We start from the raw sequence: 14,662 nt of genomic DNA on the forward strand, positions 1-14,662 counted from the left end.
CGACGCGTCATGAACCAGCCCCAGCACCTGCGCAGCGACTACCGCCACTTCCAGCCGATCACCACCCGCTGGCACGACAACGACGTGTATGGCCACGTGAACAACGTCGTCTACTACGGCTTCTTCGACACGGCGGTGAACACCTACCTGATCGAAGTGGGCGGTTTGGACATCCACGATGGCGACGTCGTCGGCTTCGTGGTCAGCTCCGCCTGCGACTACTTCGCCTCCATCGCCTTCCCCGAGCGCATCGAGGTGGGCCTGCGGGTCGGCAAGCTGGGCAACAGCTCGGTGCAGTACGAACTGGCCATCTTCAAGGCCGGTGAAGACGACGCCTGCGCCGCCGGCCGCTTCGTCCATGTCTTCGTCGACCGCGCCAGCAACCGCCCGGTGCCGATCCCCGAGCGCCTGCGCGCGGCCCTGGCGGAGCTGGTGGTGGCGGGCTGATCGTGGTGCCGGCAGGACCCTTCCCGGGCTGAAGCCCGGGCTACGGCTCTTGCCTTTGCCGGCGGGTTTTTCACCAGATCGACCCTAAACAGCCGGAATGGCGACATCCTGCGGGGTGCGCCGACCGGTCGCTCTACCCTAAAGCGCCGCAAGCACGCAGAATGCGCAGCCAAATCCGCTGCGCTTCCAGACTGCAGGGCGACAAGACCCTGCGGCCCGTGGGATTTTTTCCCGTGAAGGCCGGGGGAGCGCAGGGGGGTCCATTGGTACGGTCGCTGCGGCGGCCCCTGTCTGTGAACCTGCCATGTCCCAAGCCAACCGCTCCATCCTCCAGCGCCTGAAGGGCACCAGCCTGGTCACGCGCATCCTCGTCGGGCTGGTGGCCGGCGTTCTCCTGGCGGTGCTCAAGCCCGAGGCGGCTGCGGCCGTCGGCCTGCTCGGCACCCTGTTCGTCACCGCCCTGAAGGCCGTTGCGCCGGTGCTGGTGTTCGTCCTGGTGATCGCCGCCATCGGCAACCACAAGCCCGGTGAGCGCACCCACATCCGCCCGATCCTGTTCCTCTACCTGATCGGCACCTTCTCCGCCGCCGTGGTGGCAGTGCTGGCCTCCAGCCTGTTCCCCTCGACCCTGCACCTGAGCGCCGCCGCCAACGAGCTGGCCCCGCCCGGGAACATCTCCGAGGTGTTGCTGAGCCTGCTCTCCAGCGCGGTGGCCAACCCGGTCAAGGCGCTGATGGAGGCCAACTTCATCGGCATCCTGGTCTGGGCCGTGGGCCTGGGCATCGCCATCCGCCAGGGCAGCGAGACCACCCGCGCGGTGTTCAGCGACCTGTCCCACGGCGTGTCGCTGATCGTCCGCGTGGTGATCGCCTTCGCTCCGCTGGGCATCTTCGGCCTGGTGGCCTCGACCCTGGCGACCAACGGCCTGAAGGTGCTGGCGGACTACGCCCACCTGCTGGCGGTGCTGATCGGCTGCATGCTGTTCGTGGCCTTCGTGGTGAACCCGCTGATCGTCTACTGGAAGATCCGCCGCAACCCCTTCCCGCTGGTGCTGACCTGCCTGCGCGAGAGCGGCATCACCGCCTTCTTCACCCGCAGCTCGGCGGCCAACATCCCGGTGAACCTGCAACTGTCGGAGAAGCTCGGCCTGCATGAGGACACCTACTCGGTATCGATCCCCCTGGGCGCGACCATCAACATGGCCGGCGCGGCCATCACCATCACCGTGCTGACCCTGGCGGCGGTGAAGACCCTGGGCATCGCCGTGGACATCCCCACCGCCATCCTGCTCAGCGTGGTGGCCTCCGTCTGCGCCTGCGGCGCCTCGGGCGTGGCCGGTGGTTCGCTGCTGCTGATCCCGCTGGCGTGCAGCCTGTTCGGCATCCCCAGCGAAGTGGCGATGCAGGTGGTGGCCGTGGGCTTCATCATCGGCATCCTGCAGGACGCCGCCGAGACCGCGCTGAACTCCTCCACCGACGTGCTGTTCACCGCCGCGGCCTGCATGGCCAAGGGTGACGTGCGCGATCCGGCCCAGGTCGGCAACGCCGGCTGATCCCCTCCGGCACGCTCGCCTCAGGGCGTGCCGTCTTTCCCGTCCGCCGTCGGCGGGTCCAGCCAGAGGCTGGCATCCGTCGCCGGCAGGCCGCTGTCCAGTTCGATGATCCGCCGCTCGCCGAGCCGTGCCAGGTCACCCAGGTGTCCGTAATGGCGCAGGAACAGCGCGCGGAAGCTGCCGTCCCCCCGCACCTGTTCGAAGCCCTCGGCAAAGCGCCGGGCCAGCTCAGCATCACCCCGGTTGAAGGCGAAGTACACCGGCATGGCGTAGCGCAGGGCCAGGTGCGGCTCGACCATCAGGTCCGGGTGCCCCTGCACCTCCATCCAGGCCTCGCTCAGGGCGCGGTGGAAGTAGTCGAAGCGGCGCTGTTCCAGCATCGGCAGCAGGTTGCCGGGGTTGGCCATGCCCAGCACCGGCAGGTGGTTGCGCTCGAAGATCGGGAAGTCGCTCCACTGGCTGCCGAAGCCGCCGATGCGCCGGCGCAGGCCCTCCACGTCCTGGACCTGGGCGAAGTCGGCCTGGCGGTCGCGGCGGATGATCAGCACCCGGTAGCCGAGCATGCCGGCGTGCATGTCCATCGGCAGCATGTCCAGGGTGCCCAGGCGCTCGGCGTTGGGCGGTACGTAGGCGAGGTCCACCTGGCCGTCGCGCAGCAGCGCCAGGCAGCGCTCCTGGGACGGGTCGGGGCGCTCATCCCCGGGGGCGATGCGGGCGGCACCGTAGCGGTCGGCGGTACGCGCGAGGATCAGGTTGGCCAGCTCGATGCGGTAGGCGTAGTTCGCCCCGTGGTATTGGCAGACGCGCAGCAGGCGTTCCGCTCGGGCGGGCAGGGCAGGCAGCAGCAACAGGCAGCACAGCAGGATCAGGGTGTGGCGGACAGGACCCATGACGGTTCCACGGCAGTCGGCGAACAGGCACCAGCACAATAAGGGTGCAAGGTTACAGGCTTCCCGGCGTTTCACCCAAACGGGGTTGAGCCACTCGTCACCCAGCGCTATGCTCGCCCGCGGTCGGCAGTTCACCCAGGCGTCACCGGTGCCCATTCGGGCAGCTAAACCTGCCACGAGCCTCAGGCTCATCCTCGACCGACACTCGTCCTGTGCCGCGTCGGAAGCCGGTGACCCCCGACATCCTCCTGCGAGGACTTGGCACACACGAGGAACGCATTGTGTCCAAGACGCTCATTCCCTTCTCCACCCCCGACCTTTCCGCCCTGGCCCGATCGCTGGTCCGCCAGCTTGGCGAGCGCGAAGGGCCGCCCAGCCATGTGGACATGCTCAACCTGCTGGCCCGTGCCCGTGGCTTTCGCAGTTACCAGGCCCTGCGCGCGAGCCAGGTCGCCGAGCGCCAACTGGCCGAACCCGCCCGCGCCGAGGCGGTGGACTATGTGCTAGTGCGCCGGTTGCTGCGCTATTTCGACGAGCAGGGCCGCTTGCATAGCTGGCCGGGCAAGCACAGCCACCGGCGACCCTGCCTGTGGGCGGTCTGGATGGCCTTGCCGCCGCGCACGCGGATGAGCGAGCGCGAGGTGGACGCTCATATCCGCACTGCCGCGAGCCTGGGCGATCACGTGCTGCTGAGGCGCGAACTGGTGGATGCGGGCTGGCTGGTGCGGACCCCCGACGGGCGCGAGTACCGCCGTGTCGAGCAGCGGCCGGACGCCGTGGCGATGGCCCTGCGGGCGCAGCTGGGCCGGCGTACCGGCTAGGGCGAGGGGTTGCCGTTCCTGGGGTCGGCGTGCCATGCGCCGGCCCTTGGCAGGTCTTCTACCTGCAACCGTGGCCACTGGCGCAGCCAGCCTTTTGCCTGCACGCGCTCGGCGAAGGTGTGCGGGTGGCGGTGCCGCAGGTTGGGGGTCAACCGCAATGCAAGCAGGCCGGTCTGGACGAAGGGCGTGGCGATCTCGATACCGCCGCCGGAGCGCAGGCGCACGCCGATGGCGGTTTCCACTTCGGGCCAGCGGGCCATGGCGTCGCAGCTGTCGCGGTAGGGGGCGTCGCCGTTGCGCAGGTGCATGCGTGCCTGGTTCTTCACCGACCAGCGCAGGTGCCCGGCCTGCTGGCGCAGGTGCGCCTCGATGCGGGCGTCGGCTTCGGCGTCGGGCTGGTCGGGGTCGAAGTGGATCAGGTCGATGTCGTTGAGCGGGGTGGGATGGCGGTAGCCGTGCAACTGGTCCCAGGCGAGGTTGCGGACGAAGCCGGCAGCCAGCCAGGCGTCCTTCAGGCCGAGGCTGGCCAGGCAGCGCAGGGCCAGCAGGCGCTGGGCGTCGGCCCGTATCCAGCGCTGCAGGTGCAGATAGGTGCCGGCCCGGGTCAGGGCCGGCGGTTGCGGTCGATCATCCGCGGTCAATGGTGGTGCCTGTGCTTGCGCGGGCCCCAGCCACGGCCGGGGTGGTGGCGCTCGCCGCGATGGCGGCCGTCGCGCCAGCCTTCGTCCTGGCGGCTTTCATTGCCCATGTAGTTGCCCAGCGCGCCGCCGGCACCACCGCCCGCTGCGGCCCCCACCACCGAGCCGGTGTCGCCGCCGACCTGGCGGCCTAGCACGTTGCCGCCGGCAGCGCCCAGGGCGCCCCCGATGGCGGCTTCGGTACGGTTGCGGCGGTCAGCCCCCACCACGCTGCCGGCCGCGCCGCCGACGCCGGCGCCAATGGCCGAGCCGGTGTTGCCGCCGATGGACTGGCCGACGACCGAGCCCAGTGCCCCGCCCAGTGCACCCCCGACGCCCGCCTCCAGGGTGCCGCCGGCGAAGGCGCCGCCACTGGCGAGGCAGAGGGAGAGGAGAAGGACCGAGGATTGCTTCATGGAGGTGACGCCTCTGTAGGGAACGTGGGGCGATATGTGCCACGACGAAGCGGCATGCGGAAGCCCTTGCCGACGAGTTGCGCGGCTTTTTTCACATTCCCTAAGTATTTGTTTTTGCGGGAGAACTTGCGGTGTCTGGCGCTGTCTGAGGCTTATTCCGACACACCGTTTCCGGTGCATCCATGCTGGCACCGCGACAGCGCCGCCGGGGTTTCCGGCGACGCCGTCGGCGCCTCACAGGATGCGGTTGCCTTCCCGGCTCGGTTGCAGGCGGATGGCCACGAACTTGGAGGTGGGGGTGTGGCTGCCCACGCCGTGGCTGTCCAGCGGCACCAGCGGGTTGGTCTCCGGGTAGTAGGCGGCGGCCTGCCCGGCGGGGATGTCGAAGGCCAGCAGGGTGAAGCCTTCCACCTTGCGCTCCACGCCGTCGTCCCACAGCGACACCATGTCCACTTTCTGCCCCGGCTGGTAACCCAGGCGGTCGATGTCGGCTGCGTTGGCGAACACCACGTGGCGCTGGCCACGCACGCCCCGGTAGCGGTCGTCGAGGCCGTAGATGGTGGTGTTGTACTGGTCGTGGGAACGCAGGGTCTGCAGGATCAGGTCCGGCTGCTGGCCGGTGGCGCGCACGCGCTCGTGCAGCAGGGTGGTCGGCAGGGCGTGGGCCTTAAAGTTGGCCTTGCCGGTGGCGGTCTTCCAGGTGCGGTCCGCCGCGGAGTTGCCGAGGTGGAAGCCGCCCGGGTGCTTCACCCGCTGGTTGAAGTCGTGGAAGCCGGGGATGGTTTCGGCGATCAGGTCGCGGATGCGGTCGTAGTTGGCCACCAGGGCGTCCCACTCCACCGGGTGGTCGCCCAGGGTGGCCTTGGCGATGCCGGCGACGATGGACGGCTCCGAGCGCATCTGCTTCGACAGCGGGGCCAGTTGGCCGTAGGAGGCGTGGATCATGCTGAAGGAGTCCTCCACCGTCACCGCCTGCGGGCCGTGGGCCTGCTCGTCGATGTCGGTGCGGCCCAGGCACGGCAGGATCAGCGCGTCGCGGCCGGTGGTGAGGTGGCTGCGGTTGAGCTTGGTGCTGATCTGCACGGTGAGGTCGCAGTTCATCAGCGCCTGGTGGGTGCGCGGGCTGTCCGGGGTGGCCTGGGCGAAGTTGCCGCCGAGGCCGATGAAGACCTTGGCACGGCCTTCGAGCATGGCGTTGATGGCTTCCACGGTGTTGTGGCCGTTCTCCCGCGGGACCTTGAAGCGGAAGCGCTGCTCGATGGCGTCCAGCAGGGCCACCGGCGGACGGTCGTTGATGCCCATGGTGCGGTCGCCCTGCACGTTGCTGTGGCCGCGCACCGGGCACAGGCCGGCGCCGGGGCGGCCGATGTTGCCGCGCAGCAGTTGCAGGTTGACCAGTTCCTGCAGGGTCGGCACCGAGTGGTGGTGCTGGGTGAGGCCCATGGCCCAGCAGACGATGACGCGGTCGGCGCGGCGGTACATCAGCGCCGCCTGCTCGATCTCGGCCTTGGCGAGGCCGGACTGCGCCTCGATGTGGGCCCAGTCGGTGGCATCCAGCTCAGCCAGGTAGGCGTCGAGGCCGTCGGTGTGCTCGGCGATGAAGGCGTGGTCGAACACCGCCGGCTCGCCCTTGGCCTGGGCTTCGCGCTCCCACTGCAGGAGGAACTTGGCGATGCCGCGGATGGCCGCCATGTCGCCGCCCAGGGCCGGGCGGAAGAAGGCGGTGTTCAGCGGGGCGGAGCCGTTGGTGAGCATCTCCAGGGCGTGCTGGGGATGCTGGAAGCGTTCCAGGCCGCGCTCCTTGAGCGGGTTGAAGCAGACCACCTGGGCACCACGCTTCACCGCTTCGCGCAGCGGTTCGAGCATGCGCGGGTGGTTGGTGCCGGGGTTCTGGCCGAACACGAAGATGGCGTCGGCGTGCTCGAAGTCGCCGAAGGTCACGGTGCCCTTGCCGATGCCGACGCTCTGGCCGAGGGCGACGCCGCTGGCCTCGTGGCACATGTTCGAGCAGTCGGGGAAGTTGTTGGTGCCGTAGGCGCGGACGAACAGCTGGTAGAGGAACGCCGCTTCGTTGCTGGCCCGGCCGGAGGTGTAGAACTCGGCCTGGTTCGGGTCGGGCAGGCGCTTGAGGTGGCTGGCGACGAGGGCGAGGGCGGCGTCCCAGTCGATGGGCACGTAGTGGTCGCTGTCGCGGTCGTAGCGCATCGGCTCGGTGAGGCGGCCCTGGTATTCGAGCCAGTAGTCGCTCTGCTCGCGCAGCTGGCTGACGCTGTAGCGGGCGAAGAAGGCGCGGTCCACGCGGCGCTTGGTGGCTTCCCAGTTCACGGCCTTGGCGCCGTTCTCACAGAACTTCACGCGGCCGTCTTCGGGGGAGTCGCCCCAGGCGCAGCCGGGGCAGTCGAAGCCGCCGTTCTGGTTGGTCTTGAGCAGGGCGCGCAGGTTCTTGAACGGCTGTTTGCTGTCCAGCCAGAAGCGCGTGACGCTCTTCAGCGCGCCCCAGCCGGCGGCGGCGCCACGGTAGGGTTTGTAGCGGGGTTGCACGGGTTGCAGGCTCATTGCGGGGTGTCGTTCTCGTGGCGCGTCGCCGGGCTGTAGACCCGGGGTGCGCTGTGGTGGGGCAGGTGGATGAGGTTGAGGCGGTGGCGGCGGGCCCATTGCACGGTCAGTGCGGTGGGCGCGGACAGGCTGACCAGGGTGGACAGCCCGGCGCGCACGGCCTTGTGGATCAGTTCCAGGCTGCAGCGGCTGGTGACCACGGCGAAGCCGGCGCGCGGGTCCTGCTCGCTTTGCAGCAGGGCGCCGATCAGCTTGTCGAGGGCGTTGTGGCGGCCGATGTCTTCACGGCAGAGGGCCAGGGTGCCGCTGCTGTCGACGAACAGGGCGGCGTGCAGGGCGCCGCTGCGCCGGGCCAGGTCCTGCTGGTCGGCGATGCGCTGGCGCAGGTCGGCGAGGTGTTCCAGGGGCGGCAGCGGGCTGCGGGCGAGCACGTCGAGGTTGGGCAGCGCCTGCTCCAGGGCCTCGACGCCGCACAGGCCGCAGCCGGTGTTGCCGGCCAGTTGGCGGCGCTGGTCCTTGAGGGCCCAGAAGGCGCGGCTGGCGATCTCCACCTCGGCGCGCAGGGCTTCGCCAGCACCGCTGACCTGGATGTCGTAGAGGTCGTCGAGGCTGCCGATGATGCCGGCGCTGAGGCTGAAGCCGACGACGAAGTCCTCGATGTTGCGCGGCGAGACCATCATCACGGCGTGGCTGATGCCGTTGTAGGCGATGGCCAGGGCGCTTTCCTCGGCCAGGGCGGCCTCGCCGGGCTGCGTGCTGCCACCCAGTTCGACGTACTGGTAATCGGTGGGCGGTGGCGGTGGCTCGACGGCGCTGAACGGACGGCGGGAGGCGCGACGGGGCATGGCGGGGTCTCCCCTGCGGCGGATTGACTCAGGCAGCCTAGGCCGGTCGGGGGGCGCCGTCTAATCGCTTTGCCCGATGCTGTGATCGATGTCGTCTATCGGTCAGGTTTGCGCGCCTCTGGCTCGGGCTCAGGCGCTTGCCAGAAGGTCCCGGGCTTCGCTGAAGCAGGTGTCGGCGAGGGTGGAGCGGGGCAAACCACGGCGCTGGATGAGCCCGAACGGGGCAAGGGTATTGGCCTGCTCGATGGGTGTCAGCGCCAGGTGCTCGGCGAGGGCGTCGAGGCCGCTGGCCAACGGCATGATGGCGCAGCACAGGCCGGCGCTGACGGCCTGCAGCAGCTGGTGCACGGCGTCCGTCTCCAGGCGCGGGCGGGGCGTCAGGCCCCGGCTGCGGAAGCCGTGGTCGATGGACTGGCGGAAATGCATGCTGCCGGAGAGCAGGCCCAGGGGCAGGGTGGCCAGCTGTTCCCAGGTCAGGGCGGTGTCGCTGAAGGGGAAGTGGCGACGGTCGTGCAGCAGGCCCATGCGGGTGTCGGCGATCTCCAGGTACTCGAAGTGCTCGCGGTCGAGGCGGTCCAGGTAGCACAGGCCGAGGTCGAGCTGGTTGCTCGCCAGGCGTTCGAGGATCTGCTCGGAGCTGAGGGCAAAGAGCTGGAAGCGCAGGTTGGGGTGGCGTTCGGCGAAGGCGCGGATCAGCCCCATGGGGTCGTAGCCGGCCAGGGGCACCAGCCCCAGGCGCAGGGTGCCGACCAGTTGCCCGCGACAGGCGGCGGCCTCGGCCTGCAGGCCGTCGTGGGCGGCGAGCAGGGTGCGGGCCCAGGCGAGCACGCGCTGGCCGGCCTCGGTGAAGCCTTCGAAGCGCTGGCCACGCTGGACCAGCTCCAGGCCCAGCTCCTCTTCCAGCTTGCGCAGGCGCATGGACAGGGTCGGCTGGGTGATGTGGCAGCGTGCGGCGGCCTGGCCGAAGTGGCGCGTCTCATCCAGGGCGACGAGGAACTTGAGCTGCTTGATGTCCATGCCTGCGGTCCTCAGAGGCCGGTGCAGAGCTGGCGGTAGTCGTCCACCGCGTCGAATTCCTCGGTGTCCTTGTCGGCGCCCTGGCTGTCGGGGCGGCGCACGGCCAGCAGGTGGGCGACGCCATGGGCGCCGGCGGCGCGCAGGATCGGCAGGCTGTCGTCGATGAACAGCGCGCGGGCCGGGTCGAACGGGCAGTCGGCCTGCAGGGCCTGCCAGAACTGCGGGTCTTCCTTGGGGTAGCCGTAGTCGTGGGAGCTGATCATGCGGTCGAACCAGGGCGCCAGCTCGACCCGCTCCATCTTCAGCGAGAGGGAGTCGCGGTGGGCATTGGTGATCAGCACCACGCGCTTGCCGGCGCGGCGCAGGGTGGCGAGGAACAGGTCGGCGTCCGGGCGCAGGGCGATCAGGTGCGCCACTTCGCGCTTGAGGTCGCGGATCGACAGGCCCAGCTCGCGGCTCCAGAAGTCGGTGCAGTACCAGTTCAGCTGTCCGGCGTGCTGGCGGAACAGCGGCACCAGCTCGGCGTCCGCCAGTGCGCGGCTGATGCCGTGGTGCTCGGCGTAGCGCTGGGGCAGGTAGTCGAGCCAGAAGTGGTTGTCGAAGTGCAGGTCGAGCAGCGTGCCGTCCATGTCCAGCAGCACGGTGTCGATGGCGGGCCAGTTGAGGGTGGGCATGGGTGTCCGGGCTGGGTCGAGGGTGGTGGCCGTGGGTGCGCCCTGCACGGTCGTCAGGGTGCAATCTCCGACACGGACAATCGGAAAAGCCGGGGTATGATAACCCGCCGGTCCCAACCAGGAGTTCGTCATGCGTCAGAAGCCCACCGTGCTGGCCCGCGAGATCGTTGCCAGCAGCCGCCTGTTCAGCGTCGAGGAGCTCCAGTTGCGCTTCGCCAACGGCGTGGAACGCACCTATGAACGCCTGGTGGGCAAGGGCTCCGGCTATGGCGCGGTGATGGTGGTGGCGCTGCCCGATCCGGAACACGTGCTGCTGGTGGAGGAGTACTGCGCCGGCACCGACGACTACCAGCTGTCCCTGCCCAAGGGCCTGGTGGAGCCCGGCGAGGACGTGCTGGAAGCCGCCAACCGCGAGCTGAAGGAAGAGGCGGGCTTCGGCGCCCGCCGCCTGGAGCTGCTCACCGAGCTGTCGCTGTCCCCCGGTTACATGAGCCAGAAGATCCAGGTGGTGCTGGCCCGCGACCTCTACGAGGAGCGCCTGCCGGGCGACGAGCCCGAGCCGCTGCGGGTGGAGCAGGCCAGCCTGCATGACCTCATCACCCTCAACGAACACCCGCAATTCAGCGAGGGGCGCGCCCTGGCGGCGCTGTACCTTGCCCGAGACCTGTTGACCCGCCGTGGAGAATTCCCTGCATGAGCCACCCTTTGCTGCCCGCTGTCCTCGATCTGGTGGACCGCGCCGGTCACGCCATCCTGCCGTTCTGGCGTGCCGAACTGGCCGTTGAGGAAAAGGCCGATGCTTCCCCCGTCACCGCCGCCGACCTGGCCGCCCACCGCGTGCTGGTGGAGGGCCTGACGGCGCTTGCGCCGGAGATCCCGGTGCTCTCTGAAGAGGCCGCCGACATCCCCCTGGAAACCCGCGCGGGGTGGCAGCGCTGGTGGCTGGTGGACCCGCTGGACGGCACCAAGGAGTTCATCGCCGGGTCCGACGAGTTCACCGTCAACGTCGCGCTGATCGAACAGGGTCGCGTGGTGTTCGGCGTGGTCGGCATCCCGGCCAGCGGCCGTCGCTATTACGGTGGCGCCGGCCTCGGCGCCTGGCAGCAGGATGTTGGCGGTGCGGCCCAGGCCATCCGCGTGCGCCCGCAGCCGGCCGAGGCCTTCACCCTGGTGGCCAGCAAGCGCCACTCCAGCCCGGCCCAGGAGCGCCTGCTGGCGGGGCTCGGCGAGCGTTTCGGTGAACTCTCGCTGGCGAACATTGGCAGCTCCCTGAAGTTCTGCCTGCTGGCCGAGGGTGCGGCGGATTGCTACCCGCGCCTGGCGCCGACGTCCCAGTGGGACACGGCAGCGGCCCAGGGCGTGCTGGAGGGGGCCGGTGGCGAGGTGCTGGACCTGGCGGGTGCGCCGCTGGGCTACGGGGCGCGGGAATCCTTCCTCAATCCCTCCTTCCTGGCCCTGCCGGCGCAGGCCGCATGGCGCGGCGAACTGCTGGCGCTGGCCCGCGAGCTGGCGTGAGCCAGCTCCCTGAGCCGGGTGGGCCGGGCGGTGTTCCGCCAAAGCCCACCAGGCTCAGTTCAGTCAGTCCGGATCAGTCGAGCATGTCGCTGAAACGTTCGTCGCGGGCGTAGAGCAGCGGGCGGGCGAAGCCGGGGACCTTCACGCCCTCGGTGGAGACTTCCAGCTCGCGGTCGTCGATCAGGTCGTTGCCGAAGTTGTAGATGATGTCCAGCTCGCCCATCAGGGCGCGGGCGTCGTAGTCGCGGGCGGCGGCGCGGGTGGCCTCGCGCTTGTCCAGGTAGGCGGCGAAGGCGTCGGCGCCGTGGCGCTTGTGCAGCATGCGCTCGGCCAGGCGCGGGCTGATCACCACGCCGGTGGCGTTGTTGCCGCCGAAGCCCTTGGAGTTGATGAAGCAGATGTCCAGGTTCGCCCGGTCGCGCTGGTCGGCCAGGGGAATGGCCAGGCGCTGCTGGTGGACGTCGTCGGCGACCCGGTCGATGGTCTTGATGCCCGGCAGGATGCCGTAGCGGAAGGTGCCGAGGGCGGAGATCAGCTGGTCGCCGCTGGCGGCGGCGAGGGAGTGGCCGACGAAGGCCTTCACGGCGGTCAGCGGCCAGTTGTCGATGCCGAAGGCGCCGGCCACGCGGTCCAGCAGCTCGGATTCGGTGACACGGTTGGCCGGGGTGCTGGAGCCGTGGGCGTGGACGAAGCTGCGCTGGCGCACGGCGTCGCTGCCGAACAGCTGGGTGGCGCTGGCCACGGCCTTGGCCAGGGTCAGGTAGTTGCCCGGGCCGGGGGCGGAGATGGATTTCTTGAAGCCGTCGGCGTTGATGAACACGTCGGTGACGGCGCCGTGGATGTCGGCGCCCAGCTGCAGGGCCAGCTCGTCATCCATCAGCACCACGTACTGGCTGGATTCGGCCAGGGTGAAGCCGCAGTTCTCGCCGAACGGGCGGCTGGCGCGGCGGAAGTCCACGTCGTCGCGGCCGCCGACCTGGCGCAGGCCGTCTTCGGTGGCCAGGGCGCCCATGGCGCCGTAGCCGTCGATGCATTCCTGGTTGATCGGTGCTTCGGCGTTGCCCACCAGGGCGACGCGGGCGCGGCCGCTGGTGATCTGCTCGATGGCCTTCTGCAGGTTGTAGAGGAAGGTGGCGCAGGCGCCGGTGACGCTGCCGGTGGTGCCGACGCTGCCCAGCACGTAGGCGTTGATGAAGTCGGCGGGCATGGTGTTCAGGCCCAGGGGTAGCTGCTTGGCGGTGACGCGGCCGCCCTTGAGGCGCGACTGCATGAGGCCGCCGAAGCCGTTCTCGTCGAGCTGGCTCATGATGCTGCCGGAGAACACGGCGATCTCGTCGGGCTGCACCTGGTCGACGATCTGCTGCCAGGGCAGGCCGATGGAGCGGATGGCGTCGGTGGCAGCCACCACCGACAGCTGCAGGCCGCGGGGGTGGAAGCGGGAGTTGTACAGCTCGCCGGGCTCGAAGCCGCTGGGCAGCTGGCCGGCGGATTTCACCGGCAGCGCGCGGAAGCTCTCGACCTTGAATTCGCTGGTGCCGCCGAGGGTGACGCGCACCTCGCCGCTGTCCAGGGTTTCCACGCTCCAGCTGGCCGGCAGGGGCTCGGGCAGCTGCTTGCGCGAGGTGATGAAGGTGATGCGGGCGCCGTCCTCGGGGGTCACGCCGATGCTTTTCTGCCAGGGCGCGGCGTCCACGTCGAGGAAGCTCTTCTCGATGCGGCGCACCAGGGTGGAGGCCAGCACGCGCTCGCCGTAGCGGGATTCGATGGCGGGCAGGTCCAGGGGCTTGCCGTCGGCGTCCAGGTACTGGCCGTCGACCACGGTCACCAGCTTGGTCATCACGGCGAGGCCGGCCAGGGTTTCCTGGCGGGTGGCGGCATCGAGGCTCTCGATCACGGTGCGGCGGAATCCGTGGTGGAAGGAACTGCGTCCTGCCGCGTTGTAGCCGCCAAAACCAACGATGACCGGAAGTCGGGACATGACTGGAACACTCCTCAAATGACCATGGCGTGGCAGGGCCCGGTGACGACGCGGTGAAGACGGGCCAAGGAGACCGCAGGGGCGGCTGGCCAGGGGTGCGAGGTCGGGGCCCGGTCACGGACCGGGTGGCAGCTCGTACGAACCGAATGCCATACCTGACGCGGCCTATGACCGTCGAGTCACTTGGAGGGCGGCCGGTGCTGCCGGCCGAGAAGGCGCCCGGCGGCCCGTGAGGGCGCGCCGGGCCTGGGCTTCAGCGGTAGCTGAGGCCGGGGGTGGCGGTGCTGACGCGGGTGCCGGCCTGGCCCCGGGCGATGGCTTCGATGTCCTTCAGGGCACCGATCACTGCAGGACGGCCGGTCTCGCGGGCGAACTCGCAGGCGGCCTGGACCTTGGGCCCCATGGAACCGGCGGCGAAGCCGAGGCGCTCCAGTTCGTCGGGGTGGGCCTGGGCGATGGCCTTCTGGGTGGGCTTGCCCCAGTCGACGTAGGCGGCGTCCACGTCGGTGGCGATCACCAGCAGGTCGCTCTCCAGCTGGCGGGCCAGCAGGGCGGAGCAGAGGTCCTTGTCGATGACCGCCTCGACGCCCTTGAGCTTGCCGTTCTCGTACATCGTGGGGATGCCGCCGCCGCCGGCGCAGATGACCACCGAGCCTTTCTCCAGCAGCCACTTGATCGGGCGGATCTCGAAGATCTGCTTGGGCCGGGGGCTGGCGACCACGCGGCGGAACTTGTCGCCGTCGGGGGCGATGGCCCAGCCTTTCTCAGCGGCCAGGCGTTCGGCGTCCTCGCGGGGGTAGACCGGGCCGATGGGCTTGCTGGGGTGCTGGAAGGCGGGGTCGGCCGGGTCCACTTCCACCTGGGTGAGCAGGGTGGCGAAGGGCACTTCGACCGGGAGCAGGTTGCCCAGCTCCTGTTCGATCATGTAGCCGATCATGCCCTCGGTCTCGGCCCCGAGCACGTCCAGCGGGTAGGGGTTGGCGGCGTCGTAGGCGGCGCCCTGGAGGGCCAGCAGGCCCACTTGCGGGCCGTTGCCGTGGGCGATCACCAGCTCGTTGCCGGGGGCGACCTTGGCGATCTGCTCGCAGGCGACGCGGACGTTGTCCCGCTGGTTGTCGGCGGTCATGGCTTCGCCTCGGCGCAGCAGGGCGTTGCCGCCCAACGCGATGACTATTCGCATGATTGTTCTCCTGTTGCAGGGGAGAGGGAGCGGTTTTCCGCTCCGTCTCCTGATCACTCGGATTCCGGGAAGCCACAGGGGATGATGGCGCGAA

The 14,662-nt window shown here is 69.7% G+C and carries 14 protein-coding genes; 5 read left to right on the plus strand and 9 right to left on the minus strand.

Annotated elements, in window-relative coordinates:
* Positions 1-9: 9 nt before the first annotated feature.
* Together RTK35_RS28830 and sstT are read left to right on the plus strand one after the other, a co-directional pair.
* On the plus strand, positions 10-447 hold the full coding sequence (locus RTK35_RS28830; protein ID WP_160480222.1) for an acyl-CoA thioesterase: 438 nt from the start codon (positions 10-12) through the stop codon (positions 445-447).
* A gap of 304 nt (positions 448-751) precedes the next feature.
* Entirely contained in the window at positions 752-1,999 is a 1,248-nt protein-coding gene (gene sstT, locus RTK35_RS28835) for a serine/threonine transporter SstT (RefSeq protein ID WP_142013586.1), read from the plus strand.
* 20 nt (positions 2,000-2,019) lie between these two features.
* Here the strand turns inward: sstT and RTK35_RS28840 are convergent, their stop codons facing one another.
* The gene (locus RTK35_RS28840; RefSeq protein WP_316909579.1) at positions 2,020-2,889 is read right to left on the minus strand and encodes a hypothetical protein; all 870 of its coding nucleotides are present in this window, start codon (positions 2,887-2,889) and stop codon (positions 2,020-2,022) included.
* 281 nt (positions 2,890-3,170) lie between these two features.
* On the opposite strand from RTK35_RS28840, the gene RTK35_RS28845 reads away from it, so the two are divergent.
* Positions 3,171-3,710, plus strand: a complete 540-nt coding sequence (locus RTK35_RS28845; protein WP_316909580.1) for a DUF2087 domain-containing protein — start codon at positions 3,171-3,173, stop codon at positions 3,708-3,710.
* Here the strand turns inward: RTK35_RS28845 and RTK35_RS28850 are convergent.
* The 6 genes from RTK35_RS28850 to yrfG form a co-directional block, all read right to left on the minus strand.
* The gene (locus RTK35_RS28850; protein ID WP_316909581.1) at positions 3,707-4,351 is read right to left on the minus strand and encodes a nucleotidyltransferase family protein; all 645 of its coding nucleotides are present in this window, start codon (positions 4,349-4,351) and stop codon (positions 3,707-3,709) included. The two genes, RTK35_RS28845 and RTK35_RS28850, sit on opposite strands and share 4 nt — an antisense overlap.
* Positions 4,348-4,803 carry a glycine zipper domain-containing protein gene (locus RTK35_RS28855; RefSeq protein WP_044405328.1) on the minus strand — a complete coding sequence of 152 codons (456 nt, stop codon included), beginning with the start codon at positions 4,801-4,803 and terminating at the stop codon, positions 4,348-4,350. Before RTK35_RS28855 ends, RTK35_RS28850 begins: the two co-directional genes overlap by 4 nt.
* 234 nt (positions 4,804-5,037) lie before the next feature.
* A complete protein-coding gene (locus tag RTK35_RS28860) occupies positions 5,038-7,359 on the minus strand; it encodes an FdhF/YdeP family oxidoreductase (protein ID WP_316909582.1) in 2,322 nt (773 codons plus the stop codon).
* Entirely contained in the window at positions 7,356-8,204 is an 849-nt protein-coding gene (gene fdhD / locus RTK35_RS28865) for a formate dehydrogenase accessory sulfurtransferase FdhD (RefSeq protein ID WP_316909583.1), read from the minus strand. The genes RTK35_RS28860 and fdhD overlap by 4 nt, the downstream gene beginning before the upstream one ends.
* Positions 8,205-8,333: 129 nt before the next feature.
* Positions 8,334-9,221 (minus strand): LysR family transcriptional regulator, encoded by an 888-nt coding sequence (locus RTK35_RS28870; RefSeq protein WP_069560001.1) that lies wholly within the window; start codon positions 9,219-9,221, stop codon positions 8,334-8,336.
* 11 nt (positions 9,222-9,232) lie between these two features.
* Positions 9,233-9,895 carry a GMP/IMP nucleotidase gene (gene yrfG, locus RTK35_RS28875; protein ID WP_074972272.1) on the minus strand — a complete coding sequence of 221 codons (663 nt, stop codon included), beginning with the start codon at positions 9,893-9,895 and terminating at the stop codon, positions 9,233-9,235.
* A gap of 130 nt (positions 9,896-10,025) precedes the next feature.
* Here yrfG and nudE point away from each other — a divergent pair, with 130 nt between their 5' ends.
* The gene (nudE, locus tag RTK35_RS28880) at positions 10,026-10,592 is read left to right on the plus strand and encodes an ADP compounds hydrolase NudE (protein WP_044405337.1); all 567 of its coding nucleotides are present in this window, start codon (positions 10,026-10,028) and stop codon (positions 10,590-10,592) included.
* Entirely contained in the window at positions 10,589-11,410 is an 822-nt protein-coding gene (gene cysQ / locus RTK35_RS28885; RefSeq protein ID WP_284547459.1) for a 3'(2'),5'-bisphosphate nucleotidase CysQ, read from the plus strand. Before nudE ends, cysQ begins: the two co-directional genes overlap by 4 nt.
* A gap of 73 nt (positions 11,411-11,483) precedes the next feature.
* Here the strand turns inward: cysQ and RTK35_RS28890 are convergent, their stop codons facing one another.
* Both RTK35_RS28890 and arcC read right to left on the minus strand, forming a co-directional pair.
* A complete protein-coding gene (locus tag RTK35_RS28890) occupies positions 11,484-13,388 on the minus strand; it encodes a beta-ketoacyl synthase (RefSeq protein ID WP_316909584.1) in 1,905 nt (634 codons plus the stop codon).
* A 253-nt stretch (positions 13,389-13,641) separates the two neighbouring features.
* A complete protein-coding gene (gene arcC / locus RTK35_RS28895) occupies positions 13,642-14,568 on the minus strand; it encodes a carbamate kinase (RefSeq protein WP_044405343.1) in 927 nt (308 codons plus the stop codon).
* Between the last annotated feature and the right edge of the window lie 94 nt (positions 14,569-14,662).

The organism is Pseudomonas sp. zfem003 (assembly GCF_032621675.1).
Classification (GTDB): domain Bacteria; phylum Pseudomonadota; class Gammaproteobacteria; order Pseudomonadales; family Pseudomonadaceae; genus Metapseudomonas; species Metapseudomonas otitidis.

Bases quoted from the DNA above. Each gene is read 5' to 3' on its own strand.
- RTK35_RS28860 (WP_316909582.1), bottom strand. From the start codon at position 7,359: ATGAGCCTGCAACCCGTGCAACCCCGCTACAAACCCTACCGTGGCGCC.
- sstT (WP_142013586.1), top strand. From the start codon at position 752: ATGTCCCAAGCCAACCGCTCCATCCTCCAGCGCCTGAAGGGCACCAGC.
- nudE (WP_044405337.1), top strand. From the start codon at position 10,026: ATGCGTCAGAAGCCCACCGTGCTGGCCCGCGAGATCGTTGCCAGCAGC.
- RTK35_RS28830 (WP_160480222.1), top strand. From the start codon at position 10: ATGAACCAGCCCCAGCACCTGCGCAGCGACTACCGCCACTTCCAGCCG.
- yrfG (WP_074972272.1), bottom strand. From the start codon at position 9,895: ATGCCCACCCTCAACTGGCCCGCCATCGACACCGTGCTGCTGGACATG.
- RTK35_RS28840 (WP_316909579.1), bottom strand. From the start codon at position 2,889: ATGGGTCCTGTCCGCCACACCCTGATCCTGCTGTGCTGCCTGTTGCTG.
- fdhD (WP_316909583.1), bottom strand. From the start codon at position 8,204: ATGCCCCGTCGCGCCTCCCGCCGTCCGTTCAGCGCCGTCGAGCCACCG.
- RTK35_RS28870 (WP_069560001.1), bottom strand. From the start codon at position 9,221: ATGGACATCAAGCAGCTCAAGTTCCTCGTCGCCCTGGATGAGACGCGC.
- RTK35_RS28855 (WP_044405328.1), bottom strand. From the start codon at position 4,803: ATGAAGCAATCCTCGGTCCTTCTCCTCTCCCTCTGCCTCGCCAGTGGC.
- arcC (WP_044405343.1), bottom strand. From the start codon at position 14,568: ATGCGAATAGTCATCGCGTTGGGCGGCAACGCCCTGCTGCGCCGAGGC.
- cysQ (WP_284547459.1), top strand. From the start codon at position 10,589: ATGAGCCACCCTTTGCTGCCCGCTGTCCTCGATCTGGTGGACCGCGCC.
- RTK35_RS28890 (WP_316909584.1), bottom strand. From the start codon at position 13,388: ATGTCCCGACTTCCGGTCATCGTTGGTTTTGGCGGCTACAACGCGGCA.